Below are 8,289 nucleotides of genomic sequence, written 5' to 3' on the forward strand. Positions count from 1 at the left end.
GGATATCGCTGAGCCTGGCGACATCGTTGTCGTGGACGCGGGTGGAGATCTTACTAATGCGATCATCGGCGAATTGATGGTCGCGCACGCGATTCAACGCGGCCTTGGCGGCATCGTCATATTTGGAGCCATTCGCGACAGCGAGGAATTAAGCGCGGGTTCGTTCCCTGTCTTTGCTGCGGGGGTCACTCATCGCGGACCATACAAGGACGGCCCGGGCGAGGTAAACGTTCCCATCGCCATTGGTGGTATGGTGATCCATCCCGGTGACCTGGTCTGCGGCGATGCCGACGGAATGGTGTCGGTGCCACTCGAGTCGGTCGAAGAAGTCTTCACTGCAGCGACCAAAAAACATGCGGCAGAGACGCGTCAGATGGAAGCGATCAAGACGGGCAACAATGATCGTGCCTGGGTCGACGCTGCCCTGGAACGCTTGGGATGCTTTATCGAATGATTTGAACACACCCAGAATGCGCTGCAGCGCCGGCGGACAATGTTCGGATTCAAATCGACTGCAACTGCCGGATCATCGCTAGTCTTGACGCGTTCGCCCGTTGGTGACACTAAAGTCTCGTCTGATGCAAATTCGTGGGGCGCAGCATGTCGGATGGGGAAGTATAATGACGCTACCTGTCGGTCGAGCGCGCGTCAGGCTGCCAAGTACGCTGGATCTTGCTCTGTTAGCAATATTCTCGTCAGCAACCGCCTCCGTAGCTGCGGATAAGCCGGAGGCCACAACGGTCGAAGAGAACCCGGGCTGGATTGTAACCTTGGGTGCCGGAACCGAATACGGTCCRACGTTTGAGGGGTCSGGRGACAATGACTTTAGCTTTGTACCGAATTTCGATATCCGCCGGGCCAACGAACCTGCAGGTTTGAGCGCGCCCGACGACAGTATCGATTTTTCGTTGATCGAGCTCGGCGGGCTTGAACTTGGACCCGCCGCCAGTATCAGAGGCAACCGTTCAAACTCCGACGTACCTGGTGTGCACGAAATCGACTGGAGCGTCGACGTAGGTGCCTTTGGACAATATTGGCTTATCGACAACCGGCTGCGAGTACGAGCCGAAGCCCGGCAGGGCGTTCAGAGCGATGACGGTTTTGTCGCGGATTTTGCGGTCGATTGGTTCCAGCCGTTTGGCGACAAGTTTCTGCTCTCGGCAGGCCCCCGCGCCTCGTTCGCCGATGCGACGTACATGGAAAACAGTTTCGGCGTAAGTAGTGCCGAAGCGCTGGACAACGGTAGTCTGAGCGCATTCTCACCGGACGCAGGGTTCAAATCCGTTGGCTTTGTTGTTGGTGYGACCTATCAGATCAATCCCAAAACGAGCCTGCTGGTCTACGATAAATTCGACAGGCTGGTCGGGGATGCTGCTGACAGCCCGATTGTTACCGACATTGGATCGCCTAACCAGAATACGATCGGCATTGTTCTGAGCCGTTCCTTCCACATCGGATTTTGATCCTGGGTCACGGTGCCGGGAAAAGAGCTTGAAGATTCCTCGCTGCATTTAGCTCGTCGTCACGAATGTAGTTCCTCGTTATGCGAACAGCCGTGTTGCGCTTGGCTATCTGAATCTGGAATACGACAAGATCCTCATACCGGAATGCCGCCTCGGCCGCAGCCAGATAAAACTCCCACATCCGGCAAAACCGTTCGTCATAAAGCGCTTTCGCCGCCTCGCGCTTCGCCATGAAACGCTCGCGCCAGATTTTGAGCGTGGAGGCATAGTGGAGCCTCAGTACCTCCACGTCGGTGACGATCAATCCGGCCTTTTCGATGTGCGGAACAATTTCGGAGAGCGAGGGAATATACCCGCCCGGGAAAATATACTTGTTCAGCCACGGTGTCGTGAAGCCTGGCGTGGATGAACAGCCGATTGTGTGGAGAACCATGACGCCATGATCATCAAGCAGTCTTGCGCATGTTTTGAAGAATGTCGCGTATGACGCGGCGCCGACATGTTCGAACATGCCTACCGAAACAATTCTGTCGAACCGGCCTTTCAGGTGGCGATAATCCCGCAGCTCGAATGAAACACGACCGTCCATCTGGTCCAACGATGATCGCGCATATGCAAGCTGTTCTTCGGACAGGGTTATTCCCAGTACTTCACCGTTCGTCACCCTTGCACCGATATGCCGCGCAAGACCGCCCCAACCGCAGCCGATATCCAGAATCCGCTGATGCGGTTCGAGCAGGAGTTTGGCCGCCAGATGCTGCTTCTTCGCCAGTTGTGCTTCCTCAAGCGACTGATCGGGGTGTTCGAAATAGGCGCAGGAATATTGACGGTCCGCGTCAAGGAACAGCTCGTAGAGCCGACCGTCGAGATCATAGTGATGTGCGACGTTCCGCTTCGATCGGCCGGGCAAGTTGGGCTGCTTCAGCTTGCGGAATTTGGCGCGCAGGGCGTCTATGAAACGCGCAGGCCAAGGATGAGTGGTGTTCTGGGCTTCCCGCAACAACAGTGCGATGAAGTCATAGATGGAGCCCTCATCGACGACAAGACGGCCATCCATGAAAAGCTCGCCAAGCCTCATATCTGCGTCGGCCAAAAAGGCCCACTGTGCCCGGCTATCGGTAAACCTCACCGATACCGCGGGCCCGCTGCCATCTCCGAATGACATTTTTCTGTTCTTGGCAGTCGTAACTGTCAGGCGACCTGTGCTGACAATGCGAAGAAGCGCAGCATGCAGCGCACGATCGGCAAGCGCCGGTGGCGTTGTGTGCCTGCCGGAAGTGGAGTTTTGAAACTGGACCTGGGTCATCGTCTGGCTCGCATTGTCGTAACTGGCGGGAACTTGATTTCATGGGTGTTTTGCCGGGGGCTGCTGCGTCCGGAAGCCGTTCCGATCAGCYACACTCCGCCAAGTATGAGCGCGCTTCCAATCAACTGAAGCACGGTGATCTGTTCCCGGAAATAAAGCCAGCTCGACAGGAGGACCAGCACGTAACTTAGAGCAGAAAGCGGAAACGCCTTGCTCAGATCAAGCTCCGACAGCACCTGCATCCAGATCAGGAAACAAACGATTTCAACTGCAATGGCCGCAAGGAACCAGGGCGATGCGAGCGATCCGGACAACCAGCCGCTGGCATGACCACTCACTGCATCGGCAGCAAGCTTGATGAAAATCTGAAACAACGTGTTCAGCACCGGAATGGCGAACCAGGAAAGACGCTGGCCGTTCATGAAGCGGCTCCCTGAGGCTCGTCCACGCCAAACATCGGCGATACCAGCCTCAGCAACCATTGGATGCCCCTGTTCCGATGCTTGAAATACATTGTGTTTGCAGTGAGTCTGCTGCCCAGCCGCAGTTTGTTTTCGTAGTAGGCCTGGCCGCTCTGATAGCGGGCAACGTGGTGCTCGATGCAATAACGCAGATTGGCGAACCAGCTTAGATAATAAAGGTCGTAGGCACGCCCTTCCTCTCCGTCCATGCAGAAGAACTTGTCGATCAGCGTGCTTTCGTTGTGAACGAGAATGTTAGCCGCCAGCAACTTGTCTTCTGCAAAATACAAGGTGCAGAATGACTTCCCGGACATACGGTCGAGAATGCCGGCAAAATATCCGGCGGTGAGAGCTTCGAACTGCCATTCACTCCGGTTTCGTGTCGCATTATAAAGAGCCAAGACGCGCGGCATGACGTCTGCCAGTTCGGTTCGTGTCTCGATCCTGATGCGATCAAACGATTTCAGTTTCCGGCGCATGTCCTTGCGGGTTCCAGAGGACAAGCGGCTCAGATAGCTTTCGATGGAGTGAAAATCGATATCAAGACAAGCTGTCGGAAGCCCGGGAATGGAAGCGAAACCTGATTGCGCGAATACCGGCGCAAACGCCGACGCACAAGGTTCAGGAATATCCTTTACGCCTCGCAGGGAACAACCTTCATCGTCCGCGTGCTTCTCGAACCCGGCAATAAGTCTTGCCAACAAATCAGGCTGGCGTTCCGGAGGAACGTTGGCACAAAAGCCTGGCTTGCCAGTTTCCGTACAGGGCGAGCCAAGACACGCGAGCTTCAACGTGAGGATACCGGGAAGGAAGCCTCGCATCCGACGAATGAAGCGGCGCAGAGGTCCTGGTTCTAACGTCGTCTCAAGCTGGTAACTGGTAATGAATGCGGGCATGGCGGCGACTACTGTCCCGTTCTCAATTACCGTTACATAGCGCCAGGCGAAACCTTCGATCCCGGCCTCTTCGATTGCGAGAAGGCAATCGAAATCTTCGACCTCATCTTCGAAACAGGCATTCCACGCTTGCTTGCCGACTTCCCGGATGGAGTTCACAACGCGCGTTCGTATGAGCGGATTATCTTTCTCCGGTAACCTTGTTCCGCGGAGCGTCGATTCAGAGACGGTCTGAAACATGGCTCACTCCAAAATAATCGGCAGTAAGATCCGCGACCTGCCTGTGCTGCCGATCGAGATGGATCATGTGATAGCTGTCATTGATCCAGCGAAGCTCGTTCGGGGCCCCGATATGGTCACTGATATAGCGGGCATGGGCAGGGCTGCTGAGATCATCCTCCCTTGAATGCAGGATGAGGGTTGGCGTCAACATATGCGGCAGCTCGTGCTTGAGCGCTCTTCCGAGGCGATACATCTCGACCAGGCCTTTGCCGGGGAATTTCTCGATTACGCCCTCTTTCGACATATTTTCCATCATCCGGCGCATACGCTGGTCTTTGACGCCGAGCGCCGAAGTCTCGTTGAAATTCAGGCGATCCAAGAATGGGACATGTGCCAACCAGGTGATGTTGCGCGACAGCAGCGGGTAATAGAACGGCACATTCCAGCCGTCATAGAGGAAGCACGGAGAGTAAATCGCCACGGCCTTGAGCATTCCGGGCTGCTCGTGGGCAGCCAGAAGCGCCAGCTTGCCACCGACGCAAATGCCGGCAGCAAATATCTCGTCCGTATAGGCGGTCAACTGCTCCACCGCCTGCTCGACACTCCCCAGCCAATCCTGCCAACGTGTGCCGCGCAACCTACGGACATCGCCACCATGACCGGCGAGAAGCGGTGCATAGACGGTATAGCCCCGACGATTCAGTTGTCGCGCCACAAGCCGCATTTCCGTAGGTGCACCAGTCAGACCATGCACAAGAAGGACGCCTTTACCGTTGGTGCCCTCCATGAAATATCCAAAAGGGTCAGCGATCTGCATTCGATATTTCCAGCTCGCGGTTTTCCTTGGCCATGAATCCCAGTGCGTGGCACGTGCTGATGACGTGGACGCCAGCTTCTTCTTGCTGGTCCGCGATCTGTTCGTGGRAGGAGCGGAGTTTTGTCCAATGTGTGCGCGGACGATAATGATGCTCGGCGTGGTAACCGTTGCCGAACCACAGCCAGTTGTAGAAACGATTGTGACTGCTGACGCCCCACGCTATCGGTTCTTCCGGATCGCCGTGAAGATGCTCGTAATAGCCGTTGAGCGACGACAGGCAATTGCCAAAATAGTAGAATGGCACGTAGAACAGGACAGCCCGCCAGTCATAGATCAAAGCCAGACCGACCACACCAAAGAAAGCGTAAAGCTCGAAGCGGCCCCATTTCGCGTCGAACGGCCGAGTGCGGGCAACGCCTCTGTGAATGTCGCCGATATCGTCGCGAAAAAAGCTGAGGAACGTGTAGCTCCAAACGCTCTCCGGTTCGCCGTTTTTGCCGTGTCTGTAAATCGACAACCAATCGATTGTTTCACCCTTTTCATTCGGCTTGTCGCTGTTGCCGGAATGATGGCGCATATGGATCCAGTGATAGTAGGTCTGCGAAAAGCCGATCGTGATGGATTCCAGCAGACTGAAGGCATAATTCAGCGGGCGCGCGGTAAAATACGGTGTGTGAATGAAATTGTGGGAGATGCTGTTGATATTCCACGAGATCGAGACAGCGTAAACGCACCCCAGAACTAAGGACAACCACAGCGGGCGGCTATGAAATCCGGCGATGAGGTAAATATTGAAGAATAGGTGAGCGATTGCCGCGATAACGGGAGCGGCATCCCATTTGGTATGTTTGAAGAGTTTCATAGTCCTGTTGCTCCAACGCACGTCACGCCGGCCGTGATGAGAAGAACTCCAGCTGCGTGACGCAGATTGACGTGTTCCTTGAAAAAGCAGGCTCCCGCGACAACGATGACGACATAGCTCAGCGCCATCATTGGAAAGGCGATGGACAGCGGCACGTGTTCGAGCACCATCATCCATGCGAACAGCTCCACTGCCCAAAAGACAATACCCACCCAGGTGGCGGGTTTCACCAGTGCCTGACGAAGCGTCGAAGCGTGCGCGGCCTGTTTGAAACAGACCTCACGCGCCATTTCCGCAACAATGCAAAAACTGATCAGCGCCACCATTGGCAGGGTCAGGGTGCCGCTCATGACATGGCCTGCGAAAGAATTTCGAGAAGGGCGTGATTGCCTGCGGAGTTGATGTTGGTCGCAAGACGCGCATCCGAGGGCCGCCGGGGCTGATCCAGCAGAATCTCGCCGTGCTTCATCAGCATCGTCCATAACCCGCCGCCATAAGCGGGAAATGAGTAGTCGCCGGTGACATCTGCACCGACAATGCGGTGGCGGCAGCCGATCTCACTTATCAAAGTCAGAAGATATGGCAGCCTCATGCTGCCTTGATCCCAGTTCGTGACCGCATCAGCGCGAGCCAGCACATCCTTGTCGATCGTCAGATAGACGGCTTCGGTCTCAATCCGTGACAAGAGGCGATCAACGAAATTTTGCTCACCAATAGCGGCAATCGTGTTCCAGCTGAGCGAGCCGGAATCCTGCTGGTAGCTCGACCCCGACCCATATTCCTTTTTGACCCTGCTCGGTGGATGATCGTAGGGATAGAGCTCAAGCTTGCCTTTTTTGAGCAGCGAAAGATTTGCTCCCTTCCGTTCAGGCTTCTTCAGGTCATCGCTGCATACGCCGACAGTGATGACCTTGCGAACCTGGGAATGTTCCAATGCCCTGTTGACCCATGAGCCGCAATGGATGCCATCCTTGAAATGAACCCAATCGGGATGGTTGTCGAAATGGATTACCGTGGCCGGCTTTCCATCCTTTTCGAGGGCAACGTCGAGCAGCAGCGCAGTGACGTGATGAAAATCACCCGACCCCATGAAACACAGATGCGCATCCTTTCTCCGCAGCATCCTGCGCGCGAGTTTGGTCCGAACGGCATGCAAATCAGGGTTTTTGCCCCAAAGCCTGATCGCCCGCCCTTCATTCTCAGCCTGTAACTCGTACGCGCCAGCGTTCAGGCAGGCGCGGATGAAGTCAGGCTGCAACTCAAGCGCATCATCGAGGTGGAGGAGCAGAAGTTGCATCGGCCTATCGCTTCGAAGCCCTGGTAAAAAGCTGATCCAGCAGCGTCAGGGCAAGATCTATCTCTTCGCGGCTGATCAGGAGGTTGGGGGCAAGGGTGATGACATTCTTGTGGTAACCGCCAACATCCAGCACGAGACCGTACATGTTAGTGCCGACGCTGAGATCACCCTTCATCCCCTCGTCGCAAAGCCAGTCCATCGTCGATTTGTCCGGCGTAAAACCGTCTTCGGCGCATATTTCGACGCGCAGGGCCAGGCCCAGGCCATCCACATCGCCGATGATCCGGTGGCGTTTCTGTAGCTCCTTCAGTCCATCGAGAAAGTAAGCGCCTTTCTCGATGATGACCGCACCGAAATCCTCTTCCTTGAGCATTTTCATGGTTTCCAGTGCTACGGCGGTTCCCATCGGGTTGCTGGCGAAGGTAGAATGCGTTGAACCTGGAGGGAAAATGCCTGGGTTGATTATTTCTTCCTTCGCCCAGACGCCCGAAAGCGGATTGAGACCATTCGTGATTGCCTTGCCGAAGACGAGGATGTCCGGGCTGACACCGAAATGTTCGATCGACCACATCTTGCCCGTCCGGTAGACGCCCATCTGGATTTCATCGACCACAAGCAGGATCCCATGCTGATCGAGCACCTCCTTCAGCTCCTTGAAGAAGTTCATGGGAGGAATGACATAGCCGCCAGTGCCCTGGATGGGTTCGACATAGAAGGCGGCAAACTCCGCCTTGCCTGCCTTAGGATCCCAGACGCCGTTATATTCGCTCTCGAACAGGCGGGCGAACTTCTGCACGCATTGGTGGCCGTATTCTTCTTTGCTCATGCCTTTCGGGCCACGGAAATGATAGGGAAATTCAATAAACTGCGCGCGCTCGCCGAAGTGCCCGTAACGACGACGGTAGCGATAGCTCGATGTGATCGCCGAGGCGCCAAGCGTGCGCCCATGATATCCACCCTCGAAG

At 55.5% G+C, this 8,289-nt stretch carries 10 protein-coding genes; 2 read left to right on the top strand and 8 right to left on the bottom strand.

The features are described 5' to 3' along the window. Together ACXJ5O_RS13625 and ACXJ5O_RS13630 are read left to right on the top strand one after the other, a co-directional pair. Positions 1-454 (top strand): RraA family protein (locus ACXJ5O_RS13625; RefSeq protein WP_457300356.1); only part of this gene is annotated, 454 nt, incomplete at its 5' end. Between the two features lie 166 nt (positions 455-620). Then, on the top strand, positions 621-1,463 hold the full coding sequence (locus ACXJ5O_RS13630; protein WP_457300357.1) for a MipA/OmpV family protein: 843 nt from the start codon (positions 621-623) through the stop codon (positions 1,461-1,463). A 7-nt stretch (positions 1,464-1,470) separates the two neighbouring features. Here ACXJ5O_RS13630 and ACXJ5O_RS13635 read toward each other — a convergent pair whose 3' ends face one another. The 8 genes from ACXJ5O_RS13635 to ACXJ5O_RS13670 all read right to left on the bottom strand — a co-directional run. Beyond that, positions 1,471-2,769: a class I SAM-dependent methyltransferase gene (locus tag ACXJ5O_RS13635; protein WP_457300358.1), complete on the bottom strand. Its 1,299-nt coding sequence runs from the start codon at positions 2,767-2,769 to the stop codon at positions 1,471-1,473. After that, on the bottom strand, positions 2,766-3,191 hold the full coding sequence (locus ACXJ5O_RS13640; RefSeq protein WP_457300359.1) for an EamA family transporter: 426 nt from the start codon (positions 3,189-3,191) through the stop codon (positions 2,766-2,768). Before ACXJ5O_RS13640 ends, ACXJ5O_RS13635 begins: the two co-directional genes overlap by 4 nt. Continuing rightward, the gene (locus ACXJ5O_RS13645; RefSeq protein ID WP_457300360.1) at positions 3,188-4,366 is read right to left on the bottom strand and encodes a peptidogalycan biosysnthesis protein; all 1,179 of its coding nucleotides are present in this window, start codon (positions 4,364-4,366) and stop codon (positions 3,188-3,190) included. The genes ACXJ5O_RS13640 and ACXJ5O_RS13645 overlap by 4 nt, the downstream gene beginning before the upstream one ends. Next, positions 4,347-5,165 carry an alpha/beta hydrolase gene (locus tag ACXJ5O_RS13650; protein WP_457300361.1) on the bottom strand — a complete coding sequence of 273 codons (819 nt, stop codon included), beginning with the start codon at positions 5,163-5,165 and terminating at the stop codon, positions 4,347-4,349. Before ACXJ5O_RS13650 ends, ACXJ5O_RS13645 begins: the two co-directional genes overlap by 20 nt. Next, positions 5,152-6,027, bottom strand: coding sequence for a fatty acid desaturase family protein (locus ACXJ5O_RS13655; RefSeq protein ID WP_457300362.1), 876 nt, complete (start codon positions 6,025-6,027; stop codon positions 5,152-5,154). Before ACXJ5O_RS13655 ends, ACXJ5O_RS13650 begins: the two co-directional genes overlap by 14 nt. Further along, positions 6,024-6,377: an EamA family transporter gene (locus ACXJ5O_RS13660; protein WP_112532670.1), complete on the bottom strand. Its 354-nt coding sequence runs from the start codon at positions 6,375-6,377 to the stop codon at positions 6,024-6,026. The genes ACXJ5O_RS13655 and ACXJ5O_RS13660 overlap by 4 nt, the downstream gene beginning before the upstream one ends. After that, positions 6,374-7,324, bottom strand: a complete 951-nt coding sequence (locus ACXJ5O_RS13665; protein WP_224515866.1) for an arginase family protein — start codon at positions 7,322-7,324, stop codon at positions 6,374-6,376. Before ACXJ5O_RS13665 ends, ACXJ5O_RS13660 begins: the two co-directional genes overlap by 4 nt. A 4-nt stretch (positions 7,325-7,328) precedes the next feature. Continuing rightward, positions 7,329-8,289: aspartate aminotransferase family protein (locus ACXJ5O_RS13670; protein WP_457300363.1), on the bottom strand; the 961-nt coding region annotated here is incomplete at its 5' end.

Source organism: Phyllobacterium sp. P5_D12 (assembly GCF_054049495.1).

Bases quoted from the DNA above. Each gene is read 5' to 3' on its own strand.
- ACXJ5O_RS13635 (WP_457300358.1), bottom strand. From the start codon at position 2,769: ATGACCCAGGTCCAGTTTCAAAACTCCACTTCCGGCAGGCACACAACG.
- ACXJ5O_RS13645 (WP_457300360.1), bottom strand. From the start codon at position 4,366: ATGTTTCAGACCGTCTCTGAATCGACGCTCCGCGGAACAAGGTTACCG.
- ACXJ5O_RS13650 (WP_457300361.1), bottom strand. From the start codon at position 5,165: ATGCAGATCGCTGACCCTTTTGGATATTTCATGGAGGGCACCAACGGT.
- ACXJ5O_RS13660 (WP_112532670.1), bottom strand. From the start codon at position 6,377: ATGAGCGGCACCCTGACCCTGCCAATGGTGGCGCTGATCAGTTTTTGC.
- ACXJ5O_RS13665 (WP_224515866.1), bottom strand. From the start codon at position 7,324: ATGCAACTTCTGCTCCTCCACCTCGATGATGCGCTTGAGTTGCAGCCT.